Origin of the sequence: Caldivirga maquilingensis IC-167, from assembly GCF_000018305.1 — an archaeon.
GTDB lineage: Archaea > Thermoproteota > Thermoprotei > Thermoproteales > Thermocladiaceae > Caldivirga > Caldivirga maquilingensis.
Map to the genome: position 1 here is coordinate 396,273 of NC_009954.1, position 26,241 is coordinate 422,513.

Sequence of the window (26,241 nt, forward strand, 5' to 3'; positions counted from 1 at the left end):
TAGGTTTATAAATGCATCTTAATGCATCGTTAATACATTTTGGTATTTCACCTATACTACACTACTTTAATGTATTGCGTTATAATTGCTTAGAGTTAACTTAGTGGATTTACCTTTAACTTAATAATAATTAGATTCAATATAAGTTAACTAAGGGTAGGGCCCGCATTATGTTGAATTATGATTCCCGTAACTCAACACGTAGTACTTCACCTTCTTTTTTCCAACAACCTTAACCATAACAGTGGCTAAACCCCTGCTGGTTAATGAGTCCAGTGCCTTATATACTCCAAGTAGTGATCCCTCACCAATGGTCTTCCACACCCCATAGGCTGTTAATGGAACACCCTTAGGTACCCTTGTTAATATTACATCCTGGAGACCCTGGTTTCTACTAATTCTCCCCACCTTAGTACTGAGGCCAGCCTTAACCTTAGGTGAACCAGATACTACTGCCACTGATTCATGAATTTCCTTGGCTGCCACGTAGGCTGAGGCTGAAATCGGTCTGGCGAAAACTGAGTGCTTGGCTAATTCAACCACTGCGTTAATAGTGTCCTCAGGTTTAACACCCATGAATTTAATACCCAATTCCCTTAATTGATCACCTATTGGGCTTTTAAGTGGACCCACGTGGACGCCTATTATTTTAGGCATATTGCTGATAATGCCTTTATCCTCAAGCTCCATGAAGCCCTTAACTAAAGCAAGGGCTAATGCACCCCTCTCCACGGGTACTGTGACTGCCCTTAAGTCATTAAGCTGCTCAATTAATTCATAGGATATTGTCTTAAAACCCTCAATTAGGAGCGGGTCAAAGTAATCCACTGAAGGGTTCTTAACGCAATTAACGCACACCCTAGTGCTTAACTTAGCCAGTATGAGTAAGTCCCTTGGATCAACATTGGAGTCAACGCTAACAGTAACCTTAGCACCAACCATGGATAAGTATAATGCCAGTGACCTGGTTAAATCCTCCTCGAAGGTTAACTCAACATCACCATTATTACTGACACTGGCTAAGACCGCTGAACCCCTATCATAATACGTACCGGTGGGGTTATTACCCTCGTACTTAATTACTACACCATTAATCCTCCTAATCCTAGTGAAGCCTTCACCAAGGCTAATAAGCCTACTGGGCTTCGGTAACTCATTAATGTACCTCCACACCCCAGGTAGGTTACTCCTATGAAACTTACTGAAATCAACCCTATAAAGTAGTGGTAATCCACACCTTGGGCATACCCCGGGTTCACTACTCCTGTAGCCGCATAGTATGCATGTAAACTCCACGCGGTTACTGTATTGAATTTAGTTATATTAGTATTGCGTCGTAATCATCAACACTTATGGATTAATTATATAATGGGGTAGCATGAGGGGTGGCTGTGGCTTACGTATCCTTCGATATTGATGGTACGTTAGTGGATTCAACCAGTAGGCTTAAGTTATGTTACGTTAACGGCTTCATTGACTGGGATTGCTTCCTAGACTGCAGTAAGCTTCACCTTGACTCACCACTGGTTAACGCCATTGAGTACGCTAATTCACTGGCTAGGAGGAAACTGGGTATACTACTGTTGACTGGGAGACCTGAGAGAATGAGACAATGCACCGTTAAGCAGCTCACCGGCTACGGGTTACTGGGTTTCGTTGACTTAATCATGAGGCCTAACGATAATCATGACCCAGACCCAGTCTATAAGGCTCAGGCCTTAGCTAAAGTACTGAGTAAGTACCCTGTGGTGGTGCATTTCGACGATAACCCGGACACGGTGAGGGCAATTAGGGGTATAGGTGTTGATGCAGTATTAGTGTGAATCAATGAGGTTTTACAGCAGCATGAGGACTTAGGGTTAATTACAGTGCTCATTATGGTTCATAGCGTAAGAGATATTAAAGCATAAGACTTGTTATAAGTGTGTTTAAGCCGTATAACCTTGAACAGGGAAAATTCCTAGTTAGGTTAGCTAGAAGGGCGGTGGAGGAGTTCATAAGAAGTAAGCGTATTATAAAGCCACCTGAGGATACGCCCAGTAGGCTGCTTGAGGATAATTACGGGGTCTTCACAACTATAGAAACCATTAGGGAGGATGGATCAACTGAATTAAGGGGATGCATAGGTTTCCCAAGGGGTAATGTTAATACGGTTAAGGCTACTATAAACAGTGCCCTAGCCGCTGCCTTTGATGACCCAAGGTTTGCGCCACTTGATGTTAATGAACTTGAGTCCGTGATATTTGAAGTAAGTGTATTAAGTCCCCTTGAGGAGGCTAAGTTTAATTCCCCTAAGGAATTAGTTAACTTAGTTAAGGTTGGTGTCCACGGCTTAGTAATAGAGAGGGGGATGTATAGTGGGTTGCTTCTTCCTCAAGTACCCGTTGAGTACTGTTGGGATACAGTAATGTTCCTTGATGAGGCTTGTGAGAAGGCTTACCTAAGGCCTGAGTGCTGGGCTGAGAAGGGTACTAGGGTTTACACCTATGAGGCTCAAATATTTAGGGAAAAGGGGCCTAGGGGGGATGTTTATGAAAGGGATCTTATTGAGGAATTAAAGAAGTGTCACCTTGATGAGGCATAATTACCCACTAGTCTTTTAATTACATTAACGTCAACATTAGATAATGGTTTACTGGACACTATTATGGAGTACAGGGTGTCCTCAACAATGGGGACTACGTAAATACTGACCCCATCCTTAACTATGCTCATGTAGCTTAACTTATCCCTACTCACCATGGTTACGTAATCATTCAATGATTCAAAGGGGTAGTCGCCATCCCTCTCAATCACCTTGTGGCTAACTGCATCAACTAGGGCTAAGGCATCCACATTAACCATATCCCTAACCTCACTTAAGCTTGAGGGAGCATAACTAATCATCATCACTGGGGATTCCTGCTGAGTGAATTGACGTGTTGCTAATTCACTCACCCTCTTATTAATCTCACTGATCATTAACGTTAAGCCCTCTATCCTACTGATTAACTCATTCCTAAGCGAATCCACTGAGGATTGACTGGTTTGTTCATCAACCTGTTGGGTACCCATGCCCTGACCCCCTGGGTTTTGCCGTATATTTATGTTGCTTAAATTACCGGTTGAGGATGATGAATCCTTAACCCCGCCCCTCCTACCCCTTCTAACAGCCAGTAGGATGACTACTAAGGCCACTATTACTACAGCAGCTATCAGTACTATGTTTATTATGCTCATTGTGTGTTAGTTCACTGTATTAAATATAAAAATATTGCCCTACATCCTAATGGGGGTAATGGTTAGGAGGGGTATGAGGAATAGGCACATGATTGATAGGCCTAGGCCAATACTATGAATAACCTTACCGGTTAACATTGATGTAGTTAACGCTGAAGCCAGTAGTATTATTGATGGTACATGGTAATTGAAGGGTGAAGCCAAGGAGGCGTTAACTGCTGTTGCTGAGATTGTGCTATTTATGAATTTAAGGAACTCAATTAACGCAATGTAGTTAATGGGGATTAATAACCCGTAAACCACGTTATCCCTAAACATTACTCTAATTTGAAAAACCAGTGAATCAACCACCCTAGCCGCCCTGGTTACGAAGTATGGTGCACCAATACTGTAGGCTATATCCCTTATCCTCGAGAACTCGCGTTCAATAATTGATGAACCCGTAATCTCCCTTGGATTAGGATTCCACGTTAACTCAAGTATAGGCTCCATGATCTTCCTCTCCAGGTTAGTGATGAGTCTTATGAAGTTGAGGAATTGAGGCATGTATAGTATTGAGAAACCTAGGGAGAAGGCTAATATTGTGTAACCTAGGGAACGCGTACTTAAGTACAATATTAATGCTGATGCAAAGCCAATTACAGTGGGCTTAACGTAGTCATAATCATATAGCTTCAATTGATTAACATGAATAAGGGGTATTAGCATTAATGGAGCTATGACAAGTATTGAATCAGCTAACCCAGCACCTATTAGCATTATCATTAAGGCCTCAAGCATAATTAATGCCGTTGTCAGCATCAGTACGCTTAAATTAACCTCACTACTCATCCTCCTCCAATCCTCAACCATATTACTGAACCTCTGATTAAGGAATTCAAAGTAGGCGTCGTAGCTTATACCGCTTTGCTCATAATGCCTAGCCATTGTTAACAATGCCTTACCACCCTTAGTTAACTCAACATTATCACCAATCAACCTAATAGCCTCCTCATAACCAACCAAGGGTGACATTAAAACCAGTAGAGTTAAGTTGACTAATTCCCTAATTCTCACACCCTAATTACTGAGTATCTTAAATCCACATGCAGGCATGTAGGTTAATGTTTAAAACACCATAACCCTACATTACATTACGCTTATTAATATTGAATACCCATGAGACTTTAAGCGCAATGAATTTACGCATGCATCCTGGTTTAATTCAAGTTAACTTTAATAACATTGATTCAATACTAAGGATTAATGGTGATTTTAATTAGGCTTCACTTAGGAAGCGCCAAGACAGTACTATCCCTATAGCCGAGAACACGACTGCGAATATTGTTAAGTATAGGAAGTCCATGGGTACACTGAATGATGATGCACCCAGTAGTAATCCCCTGGTTACATCATTAACGTACGTTAATGGGTTTATGTAGGCTATTGGTCTAAGCCACCAGGGCATCATCTTTATTGGGTAGAAGGAGTTGCTTGCGAACATTAAGGGCATGTTAAGTAGATTTATTATAGCCATTTGGGACTGCCAATTAGTTGAACGAAGTGCTAGGGTTAGGTACAGTGATGAGAATCCTAGGGAAAGCAGCGTTAATGCAGCGTAGACGCCGACTACGCTTAAGGCGAATTCAAGGGGGGTTAACTTGGTGTTGAACTTCATGCCTAGGAGCACGGCTATTAGCAGCACTATGGTGGCTTGGGCAAGTGACCTTATCACTGAGTTAAGTACCTTACCCATTATTATACTACCCCTAGGCACTGGTGTTGTAAGTAACTTACCCAATACACCCAGTCTCCTATCCCACACTATACTCATTCCACTATTCATTGCTGTGAAGAAGGTTATTTGAGCAACCATTGATGCAGCTAGGAAGGAGAAGTAGTCCGTTGTCCCGAAGGTTGACTTTAAGTAGGCTTGGGCTATTTGATCAATAATCTGCTTAGGTATGTTTAATCCAGGTATGTTAACGCTACCGTTAGTGAATATTGAGGTCATGTTCATTGACTTACCGAAGAATGCTAACCAAACTATTGGCTGAATTAACGTTACTATTAGGACCACTGGCGCCTTATACCACTTCTTAAGTTCCCTATCAGTTAAAGCCCATAGACCATGGAGTGGATTACCCATTCCCCATCACCTCCTGGCAGTACTTATAATCCTCCTCATGGCCATAGCCTCCTCCCTACTACCCCACTCATCCCTTAGACTATGGCCCGTGTACTCCATGAAGACCTCATCCATTGACGGCTCCTTAATAGATATACTCATTACCCTAATCCCAGCCTTACTCAATATATCGAAGATTACAGGCACAGCTCTGCTCCCATCCTTAACCTTAAACCTAACGTAACCCTCAACAACCCTAACATCACTTAAACCATCAACACCTTGAAGCACCTTAACCGCAAGTTCAGGATTACCAGCGACCTGTATCGAAACAACATCACCACCAATACTCTCCTTTAAGTCCCTAGGCGTCCCCATGGCAAGTATCTTACCGTGATCAATTATGGCTATCCTATCACAGTACTGGTCAGCCTCCTCAAGGTAGTGGGTGGTGACGAATATTGTCGTACCCAATTGCTCCTTAAGCTTATAGACATATGACCATATTGCTGCCCTAGTCTGTGCATCAAGACCTAGTGTTGGTTCATCGAGGAACAGTATTTTAGGTGTATTAATTAGACCCATGGCTATCTCAAGCCTTCTCCTCATACCACCGGAGTATGTTTCAACCTTCCTATCCGCTGCGTGGGATAATTCAACTAGGTTAAGTAACTCAGTAGCCCTCTCCTTAGCCTCCTTCTTAGGTATCCCGTAGAGACTAGCTATTAGCATTAGGTTCTCCCAACCTGTTAAATCCTCATCACTAGTGTACTCCTGGGGAACAACACCAATTGATTCCCTTACCTTGGCAGGTTGCTTAACAATATCGTAACCATTCACTAATGCAGTACCTTCAGTGGGCCTAGTCACGGTGGTCAGCATCTTTATGGTGGTTGTCTTACCAGCACCATTGGGGCCTAGGAAACCGAAAACCTCACCGTACTTTACATCGAAGTTAATGTGATCCACGGCTAATATTGGGCCATAACGCTTAGTCAGGTTTATAGCCTTTATGGCTGAATCTGATGACATAGCTACTCGATATCGGTGCTGCAACTCAGCTTATAAACGTTTCTACTCAATTAATGCATGGCAGTTAACCAGCCTCCTTATTCTCAATCCCCCTTGAGCCGAATAGGTTAATATTCCTTATCCTCATCCTAACAGCACTATCAACCCAATGCCAATACATTACCTTAGGCTCATTGAATCTATAGCATAGTAAAGCATCATAACTACCCCTATATAGTGTTGGGAAGTGAATGATACCGAGCCTAGGGTTTATGCTGAAGCCAAGCCTGTGTGATAATTTAATCAACCATCTTGACTGTTCACGTATGATGCCTAGTTCACCCTCCTTATACGCCTCCATTAAACCCCCTAATACTGGTTTAATTTCCATGACTATTGCATTAGCCTCATTAACCGTGAAGACGTGGGTGCCTCTACCCATGACTTAACCTTAACTACGGCTGCATTTAAGCGTAATTAATCTAGGGATTACTGGGTTTATAGAGTTGACTAAAAGTATTAAACCAGTAATTAACATTGCAAGATTAGTGATCATAAGCAACGCTTATTATTCCCAGTCAAGTACCCCCACTTATGCTTAACGTTACTGATAGGATGATAGTGCTGCCTGGGGATTTAATTGGTGGGAGGAGTAATGATTACGTCATAGTTGGGTCAGTGTACTGGGAGGGTGATAAGGCGTACGCCTCAACAGTAGCTATGATTAATATTAAGGGTGACGTGAAGCCAATGGAGGTTCAAGTAATACCACTGAATGGAGCCTATAAGCCGAGGCAGGGGGATATAGTGATAGGCTACGTAATAGATATACTGGTTAACGGGTGGGAGATTGACATTAAGTCCCCGTACTCGGCCTACTTACCCATTAATGAAGCCACATTGAAGCCTGTTGATGTCGTCACCGCAGATTTAAGAAACATACTTAACATAGGTGATATTGTTCTCGCTAAAATAAGCGACTTCAATCTAGCTAAGGATTACCCAGTGACATTAACCATAAAGGAATCTAGGCTAGGTAGGATTGAGGATGGGACTGTTATTGAAATAGACCCAGTTAAAGTACCCAGGGTTATAGGGAAGAGGGGATCTATGGTGAATATGTTTAAGGATGAACTTAACTGCGACGTAACGGTGGGCCAGAATGGTAGGATATGGGTTAGGTGTAGGAATAAACGTGATGAATTATTCGTATCACAGACTATTAAATTCATTGAGAAGGAGAGTCATCAAAGTGGATTAATGGATAAGGTTAAGGCAATAATACAGAATTATAAGTCTACATCAGGGTTACCGTAACATACTCAATAACCATAGGTACGGTGGCTAAGGGTTAAGCACTTAAGTAAGTTTAAATACTATGTTACTCAGCAAGTTACTGAAATGGGTAAGAAGGATTACTGGGTGGTGTGGAGGATTAACATTGATTCAACAGTAAGTAGGAGTAATGGTAGGGTGGTGCCCAGGCAGTTGGCTGTTGATAAGCCTACATTAGAGGAAATAGCTAAGGCAGCCTCAATGCTTGGGCTTAAGTATGAAGCCCACCCTGAGAAGAAGCATCCTAGGCATTGGTTTGAGGAGGATTACGTAGGCTGCATATACGTTTACAAGGTTGATGACTATAGTAGGAGAAGCCTTATTAAGAAACTAGCCCAAATAGTGAAGAGTAGTAGGAGGGGTGGTTAACATTCTTGCAGTATTCATTACCGGCACAGCGGGCTCAGGGAAGTCAACCTTAACCTCAGCCCTAGCCGACTACCTGGAGAATCAGGATAATTACGTCAGTATACTTAACCTAGATCCAGCAGCCGAGTACTTACCCTACACTCCTGACATTGATATTAGGGATTACGTATCGGCTAGGAGCATAATGAGGAAGTATAAACTTGGCCCAAACGCATCATTAATAGCGGCCGTTGACCTAATGGTGACTAGGATTGATGACATTAAACAGCAGATAAGTGACCTGGACCCAACCTACCTAATAGTGGATACACCTGGTCAGCTTGAAATGTTCGCCTTCAGGGATACGGGGCCCTTAATTGTGGATAGGTTATCCATGGATAAGTCCATGGTCCTCTTCGTAATAGACTCAGTGCATGCAAGAACCCCACTTGGCCTTGCCTCAAGCCTACTCCTATCACTATCAGTGCAGTTAAGGATACAGAAGACCCAGATTAACGTGCTTAATAAGGCTGATTTACTTACTGAGGAGGAGATTGAGGATATTGAGAACATGATTGAGGACCCAGATTACCTGGAGGTTAAAGGTGGGTCAGAGTTAGTGTCAAGGATAGGTGGGGTGATTAGAAGCGTCAACATTCTGCCTGAGCCAATACCCGTGAGTTCAGTTAATGGGCAGGGATTAGATAGGCTTCACGCCATAATGGAGCAGGTACTGACCGGTGGCGATAAGCCCTCGTAGGATTACACCAGGCTACTGGAGTAATTCTGAGTGAACATGCAGTATGACTGCATAGCTTAATACCTGGGTTAAATGAACCCCTATGCTTGACTTAGTGGCACTGGGTGAACCACTGGTTCAGTTTAATGCAGTAACGGAAGGTCCATTAAGGTACGTGACGTACTTCGAGAAGCATTCAGCGGGTTCTGAAGCCAACGTATGCGTAGCAGTCTCTAAGCTCGGGCTTAGGAGCGGGTTAATAACTAGGCTTGGTAATGATGAGTTCGGGTTCTTCATATATGAGTGGCTAAGGGGGCAGGGCGTTGATGTGTCTAGGATTAGGTTCGACCCTGAGAGGCCCACTGGAATATACTTTGTTCAGAGAAGCTACCCGGTACCAGGGGTTAGTACTGTACTATACTATAGGAAGGGTTCCGCTGCCTCGGCTTTAAGCCCCAGTGACCTGGATGAGGGGTATATTGCTGATTCAAGGGTCTTCCACACAACCAGCATAACAATGGCTATAAGCGACTCAGCTAGGGAAGCGGTTGTTAAGGGGATTGAGATTGCCCATAGGCGTAACGTAATGGTGTCCTTTGATGTAAACATTAGGAGACTTCTCTGGCCAAGCATTGAGGATGCGGTTAAGGCTGTTGAGGGGGTGTTGAGGAATGTTAATGTACTTTTCCTTGATGAGAATGAGGCTGAGCTACTACTCGGAACTAAGGACCCACAGGTTGTTTTCAGAGAGGTGGAGGCTAGGTTTGGGATTAGTAGGGTTATCTTGAAGATGGGGATTAAGGGCTCAGTGGCTAGGTGGGATGGGGAGACCGTTAACTCAAAGGCATTCCAAGTACCAGTCAAGGATCCAATAGGTGCAGGGGATGCCTACGCAGGTGTCTTTCTAGCATCGGTACTTAAGGGGCTTCCACCATCTAGGGCTATAGTTAGGGCATCAGCCGCAGCGGCAATGGTAGTAATGGTTAGGGGCGATGAGGAAAACCTACCGAGGGAACAGGACTTGGAGGTCTTCCTACGTAACTATGGGTTAAGTGATGTGGAATTAAGGTGAAGCAACCCCTTAACTTTAACCCATATTTACGCCTCCCCTCACTTAATCACCTTAAGTTAGTGATGAGTTTAAAAAGCGTCCTCAGTTAAGAAGCCATGCTCAGTGTTCCGCAAACAGTTGAGTTGGGGTTGAGGATCATTAATTCAAGTGAGGAGAGGGGATTAACCGTGAGGCTACTTGGTGGTGTGGCAGTCTACATACTTGCCTCAGACGTATACCCTAAGGTGCCTTCATTATCAAGGGTCCCTAAGGACATAGACCTAGTGGCTCATGTTAAGGATTCAAGTAAGTTAACCTCATTAATGGAGGATATGGGTATTGAGGCTGATAAACGCTTCAACGCCCTTCACGGCTACGAGAGATTAATGTTTAGGAATCCTAGGGATGGTACTAGGATTGATGTATTCCTGGATGTGTTTAGAGAGAGCCATGTCATAAACCTTAAGGATCGGTTGGAGGTTTTTAAGCCCACGATACCGCCAAGTGATTTACTTCTAACGAAGCTTCAAATATGGAGTATTAGTGAAAGGGACATTAAGGATATAGTAGCCCTCCTGTTTAAATTCAGGATCAGTAATAATGACTCAATGAATGAACTAAACATTAATAGGTTAATTGAATTAACCTCAAATGACTGGGGATTATACAAGACCATTATGGTTAATTTAAGCAGGGTAACTGAGTACATTAGGAGTAAGGGGGAGTTAAGTAACATTAGTGGTGACGTAATTAGTAAAATTAATGATATTTCCCTCAAAATTGAGAAGGCGCCTAAATCAATGAGGTGGAGGCTTAGATCCATCATTGGTGAAAGGGTTAAGTGGTACGAGGAGCCTGAGGAGGTTAATTAATTTCTTAACCACCGGTGAATACTTAGCAATCTTTATAAACTAGTACTTCATGTAAGTATTATGAGTAGTAGTGAAACTGGTAGTTCTGGTAGTGAGGAGGAGAAGAAGCAAGTTACCATTAAGGGTGTTGATAAGGAGCTTTACGATAAGGCGCTTCAAATGTCAAGGGAAATGGGTATAACGGTTGGTGAGTTGATTAATAAGTCATTGAAGGCATTCATATCGCTGGCGGATGTCACTAATAAGGCTGTTACATCAATGGCGCAAGCAATATCTGAGTCAAGTAAGGCGTTCGTGGAGGGCGCCAAGGGTGCTAGAATAATATCTAATATTGATGAATTAATAGTCACTAGGGAGGATCTTGAGAACCTTGATTCGCAAGTTACCTTCAGGGGAATTAAACGCCTAGTCTTCAGTAATGATGTTACCTGGGAGTTATTTGATAGTAAGGTTAGCTCAATAGTAATGTGTGATGAAGTGGTTTTACCTAAAACCATACCTAAGCTTAAGGCTGTTGAGAAGATGAGGTTCGTTAAGAAGATAACAGTGACGCAATAGCGAACTCACCAATATTTTAAACACAATGTTTTATTAAAAAGTTAAGCCAGTTCCTAATAATGGAGACCCTTCAGTTAAGCCCATTAAGTGAACTTGTGCAAACGGGGATACCGTATGGTTACCTTATACTGATTAGAGGTGACTTAGGTATGGGTAAGACACTTATGGTTAAGCGCATTGCAAGGGAAATACTTTCAAAATACCCTGTACTATACATTACATTCGATGATGATCCTAATTCAATTAAAGACGAGCTTAGCGAATACGCGTCTAGATTATTCATAGTGGATGGATTCAACCTAGGTGAAACCACTGGTAGGGTAATGCCTAATGTTGTGGGTAATATAACTGAATTAGACCCAAGGCAGTTAATTAACGTAATGATGAGCACTTTACCTCAGACTAAGGCTAGGGGAGTAATAATAGATTCGGTTAATGACATGCTTATGAATGTTGACCCAAGGAGCCTCCTATTCCTCCTAAAGGAGATTAAGATGATTACCAGGCGTTATAATGCCGTAGGCGTCATAGTTGCCCACACGACCACTGAGGACTTGAGTGGGATGATTGATAATATGGAGTACGTGTTCGATGGAATAATTGAGATTGAACTTGATCCAAACCTAGCTCAATTGGGTGTTCCCGTTAGGAGACTCAGGATTAAGAGACTTAAGGGTACAGCCCACTCAATAGACTGGTTCTACTTCACAATATCTAAGGGCAATATGATGCCGATTAACATAGACGATATTAAGAAAGCCCTAAGCACCACACTTAACATGCAGGGGGAGAGGTAGGGGGTTAATGCCCGTGATTTTACATATATAAATATATAATAGTAGTGAAACTAATTAACTATTAAATGATAAGTGCTACCCCTTAGCTAAAAAGCCTATTAATGATAAATACTTTATATCGACTATTTTTAATACGTTAATAGGCGAAATAAATAAATACCCTAACTTGTCAAATATTCTATGAGCAACTCCGGTGAGGATCGAACAAGGAAGTGGTATGATACGTCAATTAAGGTTGCGAAGGAATACGGTGGTAAAATCTCAGTAATGCCTAAGGTTCCCGTTACAGGCCTAAGGGACTTCTCAATATACTACACTCCTGGAGTCGCTGGTGTATCGCTTGAAATAGCCAAGAACTCTGACCTATCCTTTGAATTAACCTGGCGCTGGAACGCAATAGCAGTATTAACTGATGGAACCAGGGTACTGGGCTTAGGTAATGTTGGACCTGAAGCAGCGTTGCCAGTAATGGAGGGTAAGGCGCTTATATTCAAGTACTTAGGCGGCGTGGATGCTGTTCCACTTCCAATTAGGGTTAAGTCAAGGGAGGAGTTCGTAGCCGTAGCCAAAGCCATTGAACCATCCTTCGGTGGAATAAACCTAGAGGATATTGAGTCACCCAAGTGCTTCTACCTGTTGGAAACCTTAAGGAAGGAGCTTAATATACCTGTGTGGCATGATGATCAACAGGGGACTGCTGGCGCAATCCTGGCAGGCTTGTTTAATGCCCTTAAGATTGTTGATAAGAACATTAACGATGTTAAGGTGGTGCTCTTCGGCGCAGGTGCATCAAACATAGCTGCAGCGAGAATACTCCATGCAGCAGGCGTTAATTACGGGAACATGATCCTCATAGATAGTAAGGGTCCATTACACGCCGAGAGGGAGGATATGGATAAGCTGATGCTTAATAACCCATGGAAGTACGACCTAGCCCTTAAGACAAACAAGGAGAGGAGTAAGACAATTGAGGATGCCATGAAGGGTGCTGACGTATTAATCTCAGCATCAACACCAGGGCCTAATGTAATTAAGAAGGATTGGATTAAGGCAATGAATAAGGATGCCGTAGTCTTCGCCTTAGCCAACCCAGTTCCTGAAATATGGCCATGGGAGGCTAAGGAGGCTGGAGCCAGGATTGTGGCCACTGGTAGGAGCGATTTCCCTAACCAAATAAACAATAGTTTAATCTTCCCATCAGTCTTCAGAGGTGCCCTAGATGTTAGGGCTAGGGGGATTTCAGATGAGGTTATTGTGGCTGTGGCTAGGGAGATTGCTAAGTATGCTGAGGAGAAGGGGATAACTGAGGATTACATTATACCAACAATGGAGGAGTGGGAGGTTTACCCAAGGGCAGCGGCTGCGGCAGCCGTGGAGATTGTTAAGGAGGGTTTAGCCAGAGTCACCACGACTTATAATGAGGAGCTTGAGAGGGCTAGAAGCATAATAGCTAAGTCCAGGGCATCAATGGAGAAGCTTATGAGGGAGGGACTTATAAAGGAGCTTCCAGCTGAGTTAATGAGGTGAAGGTGATGGTTAAGGTCAGGAAGGCGGAGGAGAAGGACTTAGAAAACGTGGTTGAATTAGTGGTTAGGTTAAAGAGACTGAACAGTGAATTCGACCCATTACTTAAGGTTAGGGATGATGTTTACGTTCAGGTTAAGAACTGGATAAGCGGGTACTTGAATAATAAGGGTAAGCTACTGCTGGTGGCTGAGTCTGATGATGGTAGGGTAATTGGAGCCTTAGTGTCTGAGGTTAGGGAGAGATTATTCTATGAACCACGCATGGAGGGCGTCATAATGGACTTCTACATTATGCCTGAATTCAGGAGGAGGGGTATTGGTAAAATGATGATGGATGAAGCCATTAGGATGCTCAGGGAAATGGGGGCGCATGTAATATCAGCGGAATTCCCAGCCCAGAACCAAATATCAGTAGCCTTCTATAGGAAGTACGGCTTCAGGCCAATGACGAATGTTTACGTTAAGGAGACTTAGGAGGCTAGGAAAACCTTAATAGCCACTAATTCCTTATTAAAAATGAATAAGTCCTGGTTCTCCATGCTTAAAACCCTTAAACCACTGGTGAATGAGCTTAGGGGTGTATCTTTTATCCTGCTTAAGCAGTCCTGTAGGTATGATGATAACTCCTTCAGCTTACCGGGTTCATTAACCTCAACGTAGGCTACCCACGTGAACTGCTGCCCATTATCAATTATAATAACCCTCTCAGCAGTATTCTTAAGTAGGCACTCAAGGGTGCTTCGAAAGCTGGCTTGAGTAGGTGTGGATACTTGACTAATGCACCTATCTAGTTGACACTCCTTCATGATTAACTACTCATCAACCCATTTATAATTATTACTAGTAAAGTAACCATTAAAGGTAATGAATGCCCCTAATCCTCAACACTTATTAAGTATAATTCACCATCATTAGCGGTAACCCTCCTAACCTTACCCATTACATACGCCAATGCAACTAAGGCGCATACGGCAGCATCATAGGCATCCTTACCTCCATTAATAACCAGCTTCCTCACCCCTAATTTACTGGATAATTGAGTTAAATCCATGTTAAGCCAGTGAAGTACACTCCATGGGTGAGTTTCAATGACCCTAATACCCAATTCCTCAAGCCTACCCTTAATTCGAATAGCCCTCTCACTTAACTTAATCATCCACCTCCAGTTAGCTGGCATAACCTTAAGCCCCATCTTAAGCATGAGTCTATCAACATCCCTATACTTACCTACCCCACTAAGTGGTGCATCAATAGCCACCACTGATGCATCATTCAACTCATTAATTACCTCATCATCACTCTCAACAAGCCTACTAACCAGTACCCCATCATTAACCTCAGCTACCCCACTCACCCTCTTCACTGATAAGTCAACACCACCAAGCTTCACTGCCTCTGCTGGCTCTGACACTGTTTAACCAATTCCTCGTACTTCCTTTTAATCTCCTCGAACTCGGCCTGCTGCCTCTTTAAGTGCTCAGCTTCCTCATCAAGCTTCTCCTTAAGCTCCACGAGCATACTCTCCCTAACCACAAGGGTCCTCTGGTAATTAATCAACTCCCTCTCCCTCTCCAGTAGCTTCCTCTCCCATTCAGCCAACCTCCTCTCCTCCTCAGTTAACCTAGTTACTAGAGGCTCCAACTTACCCTCAAGCTCCCTTCTCCTGGCGTCGAGTTCATTCTTAATGGACTCAAGTTCCTTCTCCCTCTTATTTAACTCATCCCTATAATTATTCAACTTAGCCTCAAGCTCACTGAGTTCCTTAGCCTTCCTCTCCCACTCAGCAGCCAACTTATTAACCTGCTCCTCCCTAGCCTTAATCTGGCTCTCCCTATTGGCTAATTCCTGGAGCCTAGCCTTAATCTCCTCCTCCTTCTTCTCAAGCTCCTTAAGCCTCTCTGAATTAGCCTCAATCCTCGCTGCCTCAAGTTGTAGCCTAGCCTCAAGGTTCTTTAGGTTAATTTCCTGCTCCCTGAGCCTAGCCTCCCTCTCCTGAAGGTCCTTAAGGGTCTTCTCGTAGTTACTCAACCTATTAACCAACTCACTTATGACGCTTCCCATGTTGTTGGATAAACTGGATAAGTCATTCATGAGTTTTGAAGCAGCATCAACTCTACGCTTCTCCTCCTCCAGGGTAGCCTCAATCCTACTTAACTCCTCCTCCCTCCTCTTAAGACTCTCCTCCCTAACCTTAAGCTCACTCTCCTTATTAGCTAACTCAATTATCCTACTTTCAAGCTCCCTCTGCCTACTAATGGCCTCATCACTGGCTGCCTGAAGCCTAGTGGCAACCTGCTCTATTTTAGAGAATTGATCAAGGAGTTGACTTGACCTCTGGGAGACGTCACTCAACTTACCATCTATTACACTCATCATGTTTAAGCCACCTTCAAGACCCTTACTCAATTCATTAATCCTAGCTGTTAACCCATTGGCAGCATCCTCCATCACCTTACTCAACTGCTCAACTCTACCGAGTAGCGCTGAGAGGGCGTTTAGGTAACTGTCCGTGGCCTGTGAGAACCTCTGGTATAATTCACTTATGTCATTTATCCTCTTATCCTGAACCGAGACAATATCCCTAATAATACCGCTTAAATCCTGAACAATCTTACTAAGCCTACTCACCTCACCCCCAATACCCTGAAGCATACCTCTAACGTTACTAACCTCATTCATCAACGCCTGCTGCTGCTTATTAAGGTTATCAACAGTTAAGGCAATCTGCTCAATCCTCTGCACAACACCACTCACCTGATCCTTTCTACCACCGAATAGTGACATACTTTATAAGCCTTGTTAATTATTTTAAACTTATCGCGTATTAACTCTTCCCACCCTGAGGGTGAACGTTCCCTGAGCCTTGGGGTTACTTACCTTTATGGAGACTGATAAAGTAATACTGCTTAAAAATTTATAAAGCAACTTAGTTATTCATGATTAAGTTTTTCCTCATCATTACGCTTAACCACAGGAGGCAAAGCATTAGGAGTCTCTTAGGTGAATGTTAAAGATCTTAACCGTAGTATCCATGTGCTTAGCGTTAATAGTATTGAACCTGGATTAAAAGGCGTAGAGACGGTGGTGTTACGTTAATTATCATGGAGTAATTACATCATGTTGAATGAAATCCAGTGAAATATGAGGGAGTAAAGTAGCCAAGGCACTTGATGAGACTTGGCGGGCCCGGTGGGATTTGAACCCACGCCCTACGGGTTAAGAGCCCGCCGCTCTGGCCAGGCTGAGCTACGGGCCCCTTTCATCTGCTATTAGCGGTGGGTTTATAAGGTTTTACCTTAAGTCTAATAAACTTAAAGATTAAAAACCCAACTTAAGATTACCTTTCTGTGAAGCTAATTGTTGTTGCCGTTCCTGGTGCTGGTAAGTCCACTATACTTGGGATTGTTAAGAGTAAATTACCTGACGTGACCGTTGTTAATTACGGTGACTACATGTTTGATGTCGCCAAGAGGCGGTATGGGATTACTCATAGGGATGAGATGAGGAGGAAACTACCCCTTAGTGAGTATAGGAGGGTTCAGGAAATAGCCGCTGAGGAGATTGCTAAACTACCCGGTGACGTCCTAATAGATACCCATGCCGCAATAAGGATGAGCGGTGGCTTTTACCCTGGCTTACCCAGTAGGATTGTGGAGAGACTAATGCCTGATGCAATAATTGTACTTGAGTTTAACCCAATGGATATTATTCAAAGGAGGATGAAGGATGAGGCCCTTAGGATTAGGGAGAAGGAGACCCCCCAGGAGATTGAGATGCATCAATTAGCTAATAGGCATTACGCCTTCGCTGCGGCTAATGAAGCTGAGTGCCCAGTTTACATACTTGACTTCCATAATAAGGTTCAGGAGAAGCCGTTTCAGCATGCTGAGGAGGCTGCAGCATTCATAGTTGACTTACTGATTAAGAATAGGCAAAGTAGCCTAAACCCACCTCAGCCTTAATAATGAGGGTATTAAATGATACACTAATAAAACGCCAGTAAGCTTGATTTAACGTGCCGATTAATGAGAGGAAGCTAGCCATAGTTTCAGGCATAGTGCTTGGGGAGGATTCTGAGACCGGTGTTAGCGTTAGGTTGAGTGAATTGAGGCAGGTCTTATCTAAGAGGATTAGTAATCCTGATGCGGTAATAGGGAAACTCGCAGAGGAGGGTGTGTTTAAAATAGAGAGGATTGGGGGTGGCTTCAGGGTCATTATTCAATACACACCCGAGGTAAGGGGCATATATGGTTATGTGATTGAATCCGTAATAACCTTCGATGACTTCATTAAGGAGTTAAATAACGCAATAATGAAATACGCCAACCCAGCAACAGGTTATGCAGACCTCGGTGTCGTTATGAAGCACGTATGCAGTAGACTGGGTATAGGGGATTTGGATTTCGATCAATTATTCCTTAAGGCCATTAGGATTAATGGGAGGAAGTATGTGTTGAGTTACGGTGGATCACATAGGGTTAAGGTTGGTTCAGGTTACTATGGGTTAATTAAGGTGATTCCATAATGCAGAGTAGGCTACTGGCCACACCGGAGAGGGCTAATATACTACTTGGGCCCTCCTGGAGGACTGTGAAGGAGAAAGTAATGGGCATGATTAATGATTACCAGTTAATGGCCCTAGTGGGTAGGGCTGGGTCGGGTAAGACTCACATGGCCTTGAACATATGCAGTGAACTTAGGAGGGAGTGGTTATGCATGTACCTTGATGCCGCCCAGTTAACCGATAAGAGACTTGGTCAGTTACTGGGTGTGGCGGTTAAGAATAATGAGGACTTCATTAAGGGAGTTATGAGGCTGGCTAAGTCAAAGAGGCTTAATGGCACTTTGTCCAGGTTCATTAAGCTAAGCATCAATGACCTCATATCAGCATCCCTAAACTACCCGGTGGACTTCCTAACAATGCTACATGACCTAACCCTAGCCGTTGGTTTAAAGGGCCTGGTGCTGGTTATTGATGAAGGTGCGTTAAGCCAGGATGACCAATCAATAGGAGGATTCATAACCGCGGTGCATACCTTGAGGAACACTATGCCTAGGTTAAGTGGATTAAGGGTTATTTTAACCATGCTCCCCGATGTGGTTGATTACATTGCTAAAAACGACCCACCACTCTTCGAGATACTAAACATGGGTGTAGTCAATATGCCTGACTACGTAACTGAGGAGGATTTAATGGAGGTAGCTGATGCATATGATCTGAACGGTGAATTACTTGAATTAATTAAAGCAAGTAACCTATCAATGAGGCAAGTAATATGCGTCGCCGAGTTAAAGGACCTTCAGAGGTGTGGGCTTCAGGGTGAGGTTGAGGTAACCATAACTTAATACTTTAAGTTAACTATAGGGAAGTATTTTACCTAATTCCCTTATAAGGCTCCCAGCTTAAACAGTATTAGGCATGCCATCACTGTTATCGGTCATTTCAACAGCCGTATCGGGGCAGGGGATTAAGGTAATCGTCAATAGGGATATACCTAAGGTTGAGGTTAATGAAATAACCTTCGGAGGTTACTCAACAGGTGACTTAGTCACATTACCAGTACCACTGGTTGAGAGACTTCTTAGGCGTAGGTACGTTTCACTAACTCAACAGGACCTGGTTACAGTGGATGATGTTAAGAGGATTCACTGGACTGAGGGTAAGGAGGCTGAGTTAACTAAGCTTGATAAGTTATTCTACGTTAAGGCTAGGTTAAGCGCATTAGGTAGCGGTCAAGGGAATTCAAGGGAATTAATGATTGCCCTAAGGGACCTAGTCTCCATTAGGCTTAAGAAGATACTAAACATGATTAGTGTATCACCATCAGGTCTACCTCAGGAAATCATGGATAAGTTAACCATTGAGGAGGAGCTACTCGTTAAGGAGTTGACTAGGGTTATTAATCCATGGTTCAACATGGTGATTAATAATGAGTAATGAGGAATTACTTCAACTGAGTAGGGATGAGTTGATTAATAGGGTTGAGAAGTTTCTGAGACAGGTTGAGAAGTATGATGAGGAGTTAAGCCTAGTAATAGTGAATAGGAGGAGGTCACTTGTAGTGGATTTCAATGATCTCCTACTCTACGATAAGCAGTTAGCCGACTACCTAATTGAGAAGCCTGATTTAGTGATTGAAAGCGCCTCAGAGGCCGTTGGTAGATTAATAGAGGAAAAGGACCCTGAGTACGCTAGGCTTGTTCAAAGATTCCACGCCAGGTTTAGGTTAAGCCCAATGGAGAGGATGAGCATTAGGAGGCTTAGGAGCGAACACTTGGGTAGATTCGTCTCAATTGAGGGTATTGTGCTTAGGCAGACACCGCCAATGCACTACGTTAAGATGGCTAAGTTCAGGTGTAATCAATGCGGATACGAGGTAACGGTAACCACGGACACCTATAATTCACTTCAACCACCTAAGAAATGCCCCCAATGCGGTGCAGTGAACTCAATGGTATTCGTAACTGAGGAATCAGTGATAACTGATTGGCAGAAGATACTTGTTCAAGAGAAGCCTGAGGAAACCCCCTCAGGTCAATTACCGAGGAGTATTGAGGCTGTCTTAACCGATGACTTAGTTGACACAGTTAAGCCTGGTGATAGGGTTATGTTGAGTGGGGTACTTGAGATAAATCTGTTTGAACCAAGGAGGGGTAAGTTACCTGTGTTCTCAAGGTTAATTAACGTTAATTACATTGAGAGCCTACAGAAGGAGTTCGCTGAAATAGAGATAACCCCCCAGGATGAGCAGGAGATAAGGAAGCTAGCCATGCTTCCAGACGTTAAGGAGAGGATTATTGCATCAATAGCACCCTCAATTTATGGTCTTGATGACGTTAAGGAGGCTATAGCCTGTCTACTCTTCGGTGGTGTGCCTAAGGAACTACCTGATGGGACTAGGATAAGGGGTGATGTCCATGTTCTACTGGTTGGTGACCCAGGTACGGCTAAGTCGCAGCTGCTTAAGTACGTGGCCAGGATAGCGCCAAGAGCAGTCTACACCACTGGTAAGGGATCCACTGCGGCTGGTTTAACAGCGGCTGTGGTTAGGGATGGGTTAACCGGTGAATTTTACCTAGAGGCTGGTGCATTAGTCTTGGCTGATATGGGGGTTGCTGTGGTTGATGAGATTGATAAGATGGATGCTAAGGATAGGGTTGCTATGCATGAGGCCATGGAGCAGCAGACCGTCTCAATAGCTAAAGCCGGCATATTAGCCACACTTAACGCTAGGGCAAGCGTCCTAGCCGCCTCAAACCCAGCCTTCGGTAGATACCTACCCAATAGGACTGTGGCTGAGAACGTTGACTTACCCGTAACCCTATTGTCTAGGTTTGATTTAATATTCATAATTAGGGATGAACCCAATATTGATAGGGATAGGACTGTGGCTGAGCATGTGGCTAAGCTACACTCAGGTGAGTTGACTCAAGGCTTCAGGAACATGATTAGGGTTGACTTACTTAGGAAGTACATTGCCTACGCCAGGAAGTACATTAAACCAGTCCTAACCCCTGAGGCTAAGGATAGGATAGTGGGCTTCTACACCCAAATGAGGGCTAAGTCAACCCAAGAGGCTGGTTCACCAGTGGCCATTACAGCTAGGCAACTTGAGGCATTGATTAGGTTAACTGAGGCTGAGGCTAAGATGAGGCTAAGCAGCATAGCCACCGCTGAGGACGCTGAGAGGGCTATTAGGTTATTCATGAGGTTCCTGCAGAGTGTTGGCATTGATATGGAGACAGGTAACATTGATATTGACGTAATCATGACTGGTAAACCCAGGAGTCAGCAGGAGAAGATTGCACTATTAATGAGTCTAATAGCTAAGCTTGAGGAGATTAATAATAATAAGCCAATCAAGGTTGAGGAACTTTACAGGGAGGCTGAGAACGAGGGGCTTGATAGGGCTACAGTGGATAAGATACTGAGTATACTTAAGAGTAATGGGGAAATATATACACCTAAGCAGGGTTACATTAAGAGAACCGTTTAATCAATCAGCCGGTACGTGAATACTTCACTCCTCCGCCACGAGGGCTCTCATCACTGTTAAATTAGGCTAAGGGCCTCTTTTAAAATTACCTAGGAGGCAGGTTAAGTACGGTTATAGGAACCAAGGGCCATTAACGCCGAGTGCACTTTACCGTTATAGAACCTCGTCTTAACCCCATTAATCCTCAAGGTTGCATCAACAATATCGCTACTTAACTTAATTGGGTTAACCCCCTTGGTCGCCAGTATGAAGCTTTCAGAGTACATGAATGATGGTACCCAAACCTGGTACTCAGTGACTAGAGGGAATATTAACTTAACAGTGTCGTAAACAAGCCCATATTCCCTAGGGAATAGGAAGCTTGAGCCAGCCTGTACGATCAAGGCCCCATTATCATTAAGCATACTGTAAATACCCCTAATCACATCAACTGAGTAAACCTTAGCACCAATCTCCGAGCCGTATGGGTCCGTTAAATCCATTATAACCACATCAAACTTCTCCCCAGTGGTTACGGTATTCCTAACGTAGTCAACGGCATCCTGGTAAATCTCCTTAACCCTCGGGTCCTTGAATGAGTCATTGTGGAACTCCTTAAGGTACTCCTTAACGTAATTAATCAACTCGTAGTCTATATCCACTGTAACAACCTCCTTAACACTACTATACTTCACAACCTCCCTTAAGGCAGCACCCTCACCAGTACCCAGTATCAGAACCCTCTCAGGATTACCAACAGTCACCATGGCTGGGTGAACCAGTGACTCATGGTAAATGTATTCATCAACCTGAGCCGACTGCAGGATACCGTCAAGGAAGAGTGCCTTACCGAAGTCCTCAAGCTCAACTATGAGAACATGCTGGTACTTAGTCCTCTCATTAACAAAAATCCTCCTAACACTCATGTAGACCCAGGTGTGGGGTGCAATGTATTGAACACATTGGAGAGGGTTGTGTATCACGTATCCATTACTCATAGGTTTAAGGTGAAGCAGTGGGTTTATTACTATACCTAAGCATCATTCATTAACCTACACTTATTATTGAACCATGGTTAACCACTAATACCCTCATCCCCTAGTATGGGTAATCAACGCCTCCTACTTAACCTAGCAAGCACCATTAGTGCCATTAGGAATTCCACAGCGGAAACCAGGAACATTATGAGTGATGGTAATGCGTATCCACCAATCATTATGTGGGCTATTATTAAGGCTGCTGCAGGTAAGCCTTCAATAATGATCATCACTAGGGCGTAGATAATCATCAATGAGACTGATGATACGGAACCCTCCCTAATATTTAACTCGAAGAGAATAGCCATGACTCCTGTGGCAGCCATGGGTAAACCGAAGGCTAATATCACTACTGCCTGGAGGCTAATCGGTAATCCATATATTATCATTAACACGGATATGGGTACCATGGCTACGTAGTAGGCTATTAATGTTACCAGGAGCTTACTGGCTAAGTTCCTTAATGGGGTTATGGGTAAGAGCCTAAAGACAACAGCACCCCTTAATTCGCTTAAGTAAAGGGCGTATGGTATAAACGCTATAATGGCACTAAGTTCAATAACGTAGGTTAACAGTAACATTGGGTTCAACCTAACACCCCCTGCAATCACCGTGAACACTATTATAACCCAGTAACTTACTGGGATTGCCCATATTCCAGCCATTCTTGATCTAAAGGATTGGGTTAAATCAACCCTAACAAGCGCCATGAGTGGGTTCCTAATCCTAAATCCCTTGAATTCACTAGCCTTAATGACTTGAACCTGCACATTGGATTCAAGAATCCTGTCACTAACCCTCCGCAGCATTAGGTATGCGGCTAGGGTGAAGGCAACAGTGTAAACTATGGTTAAGTAGAAGGATGCGTTAAGGCCATTAATGAATAGGCCACTGGTTACTGGTATTAGGGATAAGGCTGGGTTAAGTTGACTTGGATTAATGTTAACTGCGTAACCGAGAATTAATACCGCGAGCATTATTGGAATCATTCCAATAATCCTGGAGACACTCCTACTTATTGTGCTACTTGCCCTCTCAGTAATTATTATGAAGCCTGAAGCCACTATTACGCCTAAGGAAATTCCCTGGAGAGTACCTAGGAGTGGATAAGGTATACCACCCATTATTACTGATATTAGCGTTGATACTGCTATTGAGACGTAGGTCGGAATATCCATAATCATGAAGAGTGATAACGTTGAGGCCGACTTAACAATCCTTGGTTCAAGGGGTAGTGTAGCCAGTAGGCTTCTAACATTATCAATTTGCTGAAGTGAGAAGGCGACGTTTAATAGGGATGAGAAGATTATGAAGAATGAACCAGTTAAAGTCTCTATTAGACTTACACTGGGTCTTTTAAGGGCGTAGGGTATAATACCCATTAGACCCACGTAGAAGCCCATTAATGCGCTTAGTATTATCTTATTAATCCTAGCAGCCCTAACAGCCCTCTCAATGTTCATCGGCCTTAAGCCACTTACCCTAGATGCAGTGTAACCCTGGTACATTAACTCCTTGGATAAAACCGAGGCCAGCCTACGTACACTTACCATTAAAGACCCTCCAGTATACTTCTAATCTCCTCCTCAGCATGTATAGCCTTCAGGAACGCATCCTCCAATGTGCCTGCATTAGCCTCCTCCTTAATCCTACCTGGAGTACCCTCAGTAACCAGTACACCATCATTAATTATACCTATCCTACTACACACCCTCTCCGCAACCTCCATTATGTGGGTTGAAAATAATATTGAGCCCCCTGACTCAATATGCCTCTGCATTATCTCCTTAAGTATCCTAACTGACTTTACGTCAAGGAAGTTGAATGGTTCATCAAGAAGCAGGAGCCTTGGCTCATGCATTAACGCAGCCACTATAGCCACCTTCTGCTTATTACCAGCTGATAACGCGGCTATTGGAGTATTAATGTAATCCTTCAATTCAAAGGCCTCCAGAAGCGCCTCAACCCTCCTAGCATTGAATGTACCTCTAACAGATCCAAGGAACTCAAGGAACTCCTTCACAGTTAATGCCTCTAAGACAGCTGGAGTCTCCATAACAACCCCCACGTGATTCATGACCACTGGTGAAGGGGGGCCGAGGCCAAGTACATCTATTAAACCCTCATACTTAACTAAACCTAATACAGCCTTTATCGTTGATGTCTTACCGGCTCCATTAGGGCCTAGGAGACAGTAGACTTCACCATTATTCACAGTGAAGCTTATACCCTTAACGGCGGTTTTTTCACCATACTTAACCACAAGCTTCTCAACTTTAAGTACATCATTATTACTCATTAAATATGCGACTTGAATTAAGTCTTAAAAACTTAACTCACTGAAGACTAGGCGTAAGGTATTTGACTTAAAAATAAGCCTCAGCGTGGTTTATAGATTTTGTGCAGGAAATCTTGTCTTTCTGAGGTGGGGGTGAATGCGTAAGGTTTTTTAAAATCTGTGCAAAAATAATCTTAATGCCCACCTTGGGGTTTCGTTTTAGAGCTTACACTAGTGAATTAACGTTGAGGGCGTTAAAAGCCCAGTTGAAGTTAGCGTGTGAGATATATAATACCCTAAGGTGGGCAGACATCTACTTCTACCATAGGGATGGGGAGGGTTTAACACAAACTGAGTTAAGGCAACTGGCGTTAGATCTCAGGAAACAGGACGATGAATATAAGCAACTATATTCTCAGGTAGTTCAACAGATTGCTGACCGTTACTATGACGCAAGGAGCCGTTTCTTCAAAGACCTGGCGAGATTCCCCAGGGAGAAGAAGCCGCATAAGTACTATTCCCTAGTGTATTCTCAGTATGGCTGGAGGATAATCTCAGAGAGGGAGGTGAGGACAAGGAGCAAACATAGGGAGAGGTTACTCACACTAAGACTCAGTAATCTCGGCGTGTTTAAGGTTCTTGTGCATAGGGACTTCCCATTAGATGAGGTGAAGAGGGTGGCTGTTAAACTGACTCCATCAGAAAGAGTTTTCATAACTTTTATCGTCGAGAACGTTGCATTAGATGTAGGTATTGAGAAGATGTTAACGTCCAGTGATGGGTGGTTTATTGAGAACTTGAAACCTTACGAGAAGGCATTAAACAGGCTCAGAAGACTGCATAGAGCTCTCTCGAGAAAGAAGTTCCTCTCTCATAATTGGCAGAAAACCAAGGTGAGGCTTGCGAAGGCTTACGAACACTTGAGGAATCTGAGGAGAGATATTGCATTCAAATCAGGTGCCTTCCTAGCTAGGCACTACGACGTTGTTGTGATGGAGAATATTAACGTGAAGAAATTAGTGGGGGAATCAGTCAGAAAACTGAGGATGAGGCTACTTGACGTTGGTTTTCACGAACTAAGAGAAATAATACGCTACCAGGTGGAGAAGTATGGTAAAGAATTTAGGACAGCAAACCCAGCGTATACTTCGAAAACATGTGCTAAGTGTAGTTACGTTAAAAAGGACTTAACTTTAAAGGACCGCGTGTTTATCTGCCCCAAATGCGGTTGGACAGCCGACCACGACTTTAACGCCTCCCTTAACCTCTTGAGAAATGCGGGGTGGGAGCCACCCAAAGCGCCTGCTGAACCCCACCCCCTACCCCTATTGGGGCAAGGCGGGGCAATGAAGCAGGAAACCCCACCCATTAGGGTGAGGTAGCTCAC

The 26,241-nt window shown here is 43.5% G+C and carries 29 protein-coding genes and 1 tRNA gene; 17 read left to right on the top strand and 13 right to left on the bottom strand.

Going from position 1 to position 26,241, the window contains the following annotated elements; translation table 11 throughout:
* Positions 1-168: 168 nt before the first annotated feature.
* Positions 169-1,296, bottom strand: a complete 1,128-nt coding sequence (locus tag CMAQ_RS01825; protein ID WP_012185424.1) for a pyridoxal-phosphate dependent enzyme — start codon at positions 1,294-1,296, stop codon at positions 169-171.
* Between the two features lie 89 nt (positions 1,297-1,385).
* On the opposite strand from CMAQ_RS01825, the gene CMAQ_RS01830 reads away from it, so the two are divergent.
* Together CMAQ_RS01830 and CMAQ_RS01835 are read left to right on the top strand one after the other, a co-directional pair.
* Positions 1,386-1,823 carry a phosphatase domain-containing protein gene (locus tag CMAQ_RS01830; RefSeq protein WP_012185425.1) on the top strand — a complete coding sequence of 146 codons (438 nt, stop codon included), beginning with the start codon at positions 1,386-1,388 and terminating at the stop codon, positions 1,821-1,823.
* A gap of 101 nt (positions 1,824-1,924) precedes the next feature.
* Positions 1,925-2,584, top strand: a complete 660-nt coding sequence (locus CMAQ_RS01835) for a TIGR00296 family protein (protein WP_012185426.1) — start codon at positions 1,925-1,927, stop codon at positions 2,582-2,584.
* Here CMAQ_RS01835 and CMAQ_RS01840 read toward each other — a convergent pair.
* The 5 genes from CMAQ_RS01840 to CMAQ_RS01860 all read right to left on the bottom strand — a co-directional run bounded on the left by CMAQ_RS01840 (position 2,566) and on the right by CMAQ_RS01860 (position 6,779).
* Positions 2,566-3,219, bottom strand: a complete 654-nt coding sequence (locus tag CMAQ_RS01840; protein WP_012185427.1) for a hypothetical protein — start codon at positions 3,217-3,219, stop codon at positions 2,566-2,568. The two genes, CMAQ_RS01835 and CMAQ_RS01840, sit on opposite strands and share 19 nt — an antisense overlap.
* A gap of 39 nt (positions 3,220-3,258) precedes the next feature.
* Positions 3,259-4,275 carry a hypothetical protein gene (locus tag CMAQ_RS01845; RefSeq protein ID WP_012185428.1) on the bottom strand — a complete coding sequence of 339 codons (1,017 nt, stop codon included), beginning with the start codon at positions 4,273-4,275 and terminating at the stop codon, positions 3,259-3,261.
* A 202-nt stretch (positions 4,276-4,477) separates the two neighbouring features.
* The gene (locus tag CMAQ_RS01850) at positions 4,478-5,347 is read right to left on the bottom strand and encodes an ABC transporter permease (protein ID WP_012185429.1); all 870 of its coding nucleotides are present in this window, start codon (positions 5,345-5,347) and stop codon (positions 4,478-4,480) included.
* A 6-nt stretch (positions 5,348-5,353) separates the two neighbouring features.
* On the bottom strand, positions 5,354-6,358 hold the full coding sequence (locus tag CMAQ_RS01855; RefSeq protein ID WP_012185430.1) for an ATP-binding cassette domain-containing protein: 1,005 nt from the start codon (positions 6,356-6,358) through the stop codon (positions 5,354-5,356).
* A 64-nt stretch (positions 6,359-6,422) separates the two neighbouring features.
* On the bottom strand, positions 6,423-6,779 hold the full coding sequence (locus tag CMAQ_RS01860) for a DUF2203 domain-containing protein (protein WP_012185431.1): 357 nt from the start codon (positions 6,777-6,779) through the stop codon (positions 6,423-6,425).
* Between the two features lie 152 nt (positions 6,780-6,931).
* Between CMAQ_RS01860 and rrp4 the strand changes: the two genes are divergently transcribed.
* From rrp4 to CMAQ_RS01905, 9 genes are all read left to right on the top strand, one after another.
* Positions 6,932-7,654 carry an exosome complex RNA-binding protein Rrp4 gene (gene rrp4 / locus CMAQ_RS01865; RefSeq protein ID WP_012185432.1) on the top strand — a complete coding sequence of 241 codons (723 nt, stop codon included), beginning with the start codon at positions 6,932-6,934 and terminating at the stop codon, positions 7,652-7,654.
* Positions 7,655-7,738: 84 nt separating this feature from the next.
* A complete protein-coding gene (locus CMAQ_RS01870; RefSeq protein WP_012185433.1) occupies positions 7,739-8,041 on the top strand; it encodes a signal recognition particle subunit SRP19/SEC65 family protein in 303 nt (100 codons plus the stop codon).
* Positions 8,034-8,780: an ATP/GTP-binding protein gene (locus CMAQ_RS01875; protein WP_012185434.1), complete on the top strand. Its 747-nt coding sequence runs from the start codon at positions 8,034-8,036 to the stop codon at positions 8,778-8,780. The genes CMAQ_RS01870 and CMAQ_RS01875 overlap by 8 nt, the downstream gene beginning before the upstream one ends.
* Before the next feature lie 82 nt (positions 8,781-8,862).
* Positions 8,863-9,831, top strand: a complete 969-nt coding sequence (gene kdgK / locus CMAQ_RS01880; protein WP_012185435.1) for a bifunctional 2-dehydro-3-deoxygluconokinase/2-dehydro-3-deoxygalactonokinase — start codon at positions 8,863-8,865, stop codon at positions 9,829-9,831.
* Between the two features lie 95 nt (positions 9,832-9,926).
* On the top strand, positions 9,927-10,682 hold the full coding sequence (locus CMAQ_RS01885) for a nucleotidyltransferase family protein (RefSeq protein WP_012185436.1): 756 nt from the start codon (positions 9,927-9,929) through the stop codon (positions 10,680-10,682).
* A 60-nt stretch (positions 10,683-10,742) separates the two neighbouring features.
* Positions 10,743-11,240, top strand: coding sequence for a hypothetical protein (locus CMAQ_RS01890; protein WP_012185437.1), 498 nt, complete (start codon positions 10,743-10,745; stop codon positions 11,238-11,240).
* A gap of 59 nt (positions 11,241-11,299) precedes the next feature.
* The gene (locus tag CMAQ_RS01895; protein WP_012185438.1) at positions 11,300-12,037 is read left to right on the top strand and encodes an RAD55 family ATPase; all 738 of its coding nucleotides are present in this window, start codon (positions 11,300-11,302) and stop codon (positions 12,035-12,037) included.
* Between the two features lie 180 nt (positions 12,038-12,217).
* The gene (locus tag CMAQ_RS01900) at positions 12,218-13,564 is read left to right on the top strand and encodes an NAD(P)-dependent malic enzyme (protein ID WP_012185439.1); all 1,347 of its coding nucleotides are present in this window, start codon (positions 12,218-12,220) and stop codon (positions 13,562-13,564) included.
* Positions 13,565-13,569: 5 nt separating this feature from the next.
* A complete protein-coding gene (locus CMAQ_RS01905) occupies positions 13,570-14,037 on the top strand; it encodes a GNAT family N-acetyltransferase (RefSeq protein ID WP_012185440.1) in 468 nt (155 codons plus the stop codon).
* On the opposite strand, the gene CMAQ_RS01910 is transcribed toward CMAQ_RS01905, so the two are convergent.
* The 4 genes from CMAQ_RS01910 to CMAQ_RS01925 form a co-directional block, all read right to left on the bottom strand.
* Positions 14,034-14,369: a hypothetical protein gene (locus CMAQ_RS01910; protein ID WP_012185441.1), complete on the bottom strand. Its 336-nt coding sequence runs from the start codon at positions 14,367-14,369 to the stop codon at positions 14,034-14,036. The two genes, CMAQ_RS01905 and CMAQ_RS01910, sit on opposite strands and share 4 nt — an antisense overlap.
* 68 nt (positions 14,370-14,437) lie before the next feature.
* Positions 14,438-14,974, bottom strand: coding sequence for a DUF429 domain-containing protein (locus CMAQ_RS01915; protein WP_012185442.1), 537 nt, complete (start codon positions 14,972-14,974; stop codon positions 14,438-14,440).
* The gene (locus CMAQ_RS01920; protein WP_012185443.1) at positions 14,950-16,347 is read right to left on the bottom strand and encodes a chromosome segregation ATPase-like protein; all 1,398 of its coding nucleotides are present in this window, start codon (positions 16,345-16,347) and stop codon (positions 14,950-14,952) included. The genes CMAQ_RS01915 and CMAQ_RS01920 overlap by 25 nt, the downstream gene beginning before the upstream one ends.
* Positions 16,348-16,741: 394 nt before the next feature.
* Positions 16,742-16,819, bottom strand: a tRNA-Lys gene (locus CMAQ_RS01925).
* Between the two features lie 91 nt (positions 16,820-16,910).
* On the opposite strand from CMAQ_RS01925, the gene CMAQ_RS01930 reads away from it, so the two are divergent.
* From CMAQ_RS01930 to mcm, 5 genes are all read left to right on the top strand, one after another.
* Positions 16,911-17,525 (top strand): adenylate kinase, encoded by a 615-nt coding sequence (locus CMAQ_RS01930; RefSeq protein ID WP_012185444.1) that lies wholly within the window; start codon positions 16,911-16,913, stop codon positions 17,523-17,525.
* A gap of 53 nt (positions 17,526-17,578) precedes the next feature.
* A complete protein-coding gene (locus CMAQ_RS01935) occupies positions 17,579-18,088 on the top strand; it encodes a hypothetical protein (protein ID WP_012185445.1) in 510 nt (169 codons plus the stop codon).
* Positions 18,088-18,909, top strand: coding sequence for an ATP-binding protein (locus tag CMAQ_RS01940; RefSeq protein WP_012185446.1), 822 nt, complete (start codon positions 18,088-18,090; stop codon positions 18,907-18,909). The genes CMAQ_RS01935 and CMAQ_RS01940 overlap by 1 nt, the downstream gene beginning before the upstream one ends.
* Positions 18,910-18,982: 73 nt before the next feature.
* Positions 18,983-19,501: a DNA replication complex GINS family protein gene (locus CMAQ_RS01945; RefSeq protein WP_012185447.1), complete on the top strand. Its 519-nt coding sequence runs from the start codon at positions 18,983-18,985 to the stop codon at positions 19,499-19,501.
* The gene (gene mcm, locus CMAQ_RS01950; RefSeq protein WP_012185448.1) at positions 19,494-21,560 is read left to right on the top strand and encodes a minichromosome maintenance protein MCM; all 2,067 of its coding nucleotides are present in this window, start codon (positions 19,494-19,496) and stop codon (positions 21,558-21,560) included. The genes CMAQ_RS01945 and mcm overlap by 8 nt, the downstream gene beginning before the upstream one ends.
* Positions 21,561-21,661: 101 nt before the next feature.
* Here mcm and CMAQ_RS01955 read toward each other — a convergent pair whose 3' ends face one another.
* The 3 genes from CMAQ_RS01955 to CMAQ_RS01965 all read right to left on the bottom strand — a co-directional run bounded on the left by CMAQ_RS01955 (position 21,662) and on the right by CMAQ_RS01965 (position 24,875).
* Complete coding sequence (locus CMAQ_RS01955; protein WP_012185449.1) at positions 21,662-22,537, bottom strand: spermine/spermidine synthase domain-containing protein; 876 nt, start codon at positions 22,535-22,537, stop codon at positions 21,662-21,664.
* Between the two features lie 113 nt (positions 22,538-22,650).
* A complete protein-coding gene (locus CMAQ_RS01960; RefSeq protein WP_012185450.1) occupies positions 22,651-24,129 on the bottom strand; it encodes a hypothetical protein in 1,479 nt (492 codons plus the stop codon).
* Positions 24,129-24,875: an ABC transporter ATP-binding protein gene (locus CMAQ_RS01965; protein ID WP_012185451.1), complete on the bottom strand. Its 747-nt coding sequence runs from the start codon at positions 24,873-24,875 to the stop codon at positions 24,129-24,131. The genes CMAQ_RS01960 and CMAQ_RS01965 overlap by 1 nt, the downstream gene beginning before the upstream one ends.
* 176 nt (positions 24,876-25,051) lie before the next feature.
* On the opposite strand from CMAQ_RS01965, the gene CMAQ_RS01970 reads away from it, so the two are divergent.
* Entirely contained in the window at positions 25,052-26,236 is a 1,185-nt protein-coding gene (locus tag CMAQ_RS01970) for an RNA-guided endonuclease InsQ/TnpB family protein (protein ID WP_012185452.1), read from the top strand.
* The last annotated feature ends 5 nt before the right edge of the window (positions 26,237-26,241 follow it).